The following is a 1918-nucleotide window of genomic DNA, read 5'->3' on the forward strand; positions in this document are numbered from 1 at the left end:
CCCACGGAACGCCGAACAGGTACGGCAGCTGCGCGGTGAAGATCAGGATCGCGAGCGAGTTGACGAAGCCGACCATGACCGCGCGCGGGATGAAGCGCATGAGCTTCGCGACGCCCGCGGCGGCCATGACGAGCTGGATGAGCCCGCCGAGGATCACCGTGGCGATGAGGTAGTCGGTGCCGTACTCGCGGGCGACGGGCGCGATGACGAGCGCGATGGCTCCGGTCGCGGCGGTGATCATCGCGGCGCGACCGCCGAGGAAGGCGATCGCGACGGCCATGACGAACGACGAGAAGAGGCCGAGGCGAGGGTCGACGCCCGCGATGATCGAGAACGCGATGGCCTCGGGGATGAGCGCGATCGCGACGACGAGGCCGGCGAGGAGCTCGCGGGTGAGGATGCGGGGCGAGCGCAGGGCGGTGAGGGTGCGCGACTCGCTCCACGAGGGGCGGGTCAGGGGCCGCGCGACGGGCGGGGTGGACGGCGGCGGGGTGGTCTGGGTCATGGTGACTCCGGGAATGGTGAGCGTCAGCGGACGCGTCGAACAGGGGCAGAGCGCGTCATCGCGCGGTGCAGGCAGTCCTGCGCGTTCGACGGCGGCCGCGGCGCACGGGCACAAGCGGCGTCCGAAAACGAACGGGGTGAGGAAGGTCGACGCAGACTGCGGCGTCGCTCTCCACCCTACACGGGGCGTTTTCGGGGCCCGGCGGCCCACTCTCGCAACAGTGCGCCGGTTTGGTGACAGTGCGCCACATCAATGCGGCGCACTGTCATCAAACCCGCGCATCGTCAGGCGGCGCTCCTCGACCGCCGGCGCAGTCGGGGTGCGCTCGAGCGGCCTGCCGGCGCCGCGCCGGGGTGCGCACGAGGGGCCTGCCGGTGCCGCGCAGCGCCGGCCGGCTCAGCCGAGCAGCTCGCCGAGCTCCAGCCAGCGCGTCTCGAGCGCGTCGCGCTGCTCCTCGAACCCGCGCACCTGGTCGTGCAGCGCGCCGATCCCTGAGTAGTCGCTCGTGTCGTGCTCCGCGAGGGCGACGTGCAGGCGGTCGATCTCGCCCTGCAGCTTCGCGATGCGGCGCTCGATCGAGGCGAGCTCCTTCTCGGCGGTGCGGCGCTCGGCTCCTCCGAGCGAGAGCGCAGGTCTCGCAGCAGTAGCGGTCGCAGGGGCCGCCGACGTCGAGCCTCCGCCACCCGACGATGAGACGGCGGATGTCCCGCTCGCGCTCGTGACGGACGCGACCGTCGCGCGCCCGGCATCCGACACCGACCCGGCCGACGCCGCGGCGAACCGCAGGTACTCGTCGACGCCGCCCGGCAGGTGCCGCAGGCGGCCGACGCCGTCGGCGCCCGGCAGCACCGCGAACTGCTGGTCGGTCACGCGCTCGAGCAGGTAGCGGTCGTGCGAGACGACGATGAGCGTGCCCGGCCATGAGTCGAGGAGGTCCTCGATGGCGGCGAGCATGTCGGTGTCCATGTCGTTCGTGGGCTCGTCCATGATGAGCACGTTCGGCTCGTCGAGCAGGATCAGCAGCAGCTGCAGGCGGCGCTTCTGGCCACCGCTGAGGTCCTTGATCGGCGTCGAGAGCTGCGCCGACGTGAAGCCGAGGCGCTCGAGCAGCTGGCCGGGCGTGAGCTCCTTGTCGCCGGCGACGTAGCTCGTGCGCTTCGTCGCGATGACGGCCGAGACGCGCTCGTGCTCGACGGCGCTGAGGTCGCCGAGCTGCTGGTCGAGCGTCGCGACGACGACCGTCTTGCCGCGCTTCACGCGACCGGTCGTCGGCGCGAGCGACCCGTCGATGAGCTTGAGCAGCGTCGACTTGCCGGCGCCGTTGATGCCGAGGATGCCCGTGCGCTCGCCGGGTGCGATGCGCCACTCGATGTCGTGCAGGATCTCGCGGTCGCCGTACGACACCGACACGTC

2 protein-coding genes are annotated in these 1918 nt (G+C 71.8%); both read right to left on the reverse strand.

What is annotated here, in order from left to right; all coding sequences use genetic code 11:
• The coding region (locus Q7T15_RS02530; protein WP_304692967.1) for a SulP family inorganic anion transporter at nucleotides 1-505 on the reverse strand (505 nt) is incomplete at its 3' end.
• Nucleotides 506-901: 396 nt separating this feature from the next.
• Nucleotides 902-1918, reverse strand: a 1017-nt coding sequence (locus tag Q7T15_RS02535; protein WP_304692969.1) for an ATP-binding cassette domain-containing protein, incomplete at its 5' end; no start/stop codon positions are given.

Origin of the sequence: Microcella sp., from assembly GCF_030645145.1 — a bacterium.
Lineage (GTDB): Bacteria > Actinomycetota > Actinomycetes > Actinomycetales > Microbacteriaceae > Microcella.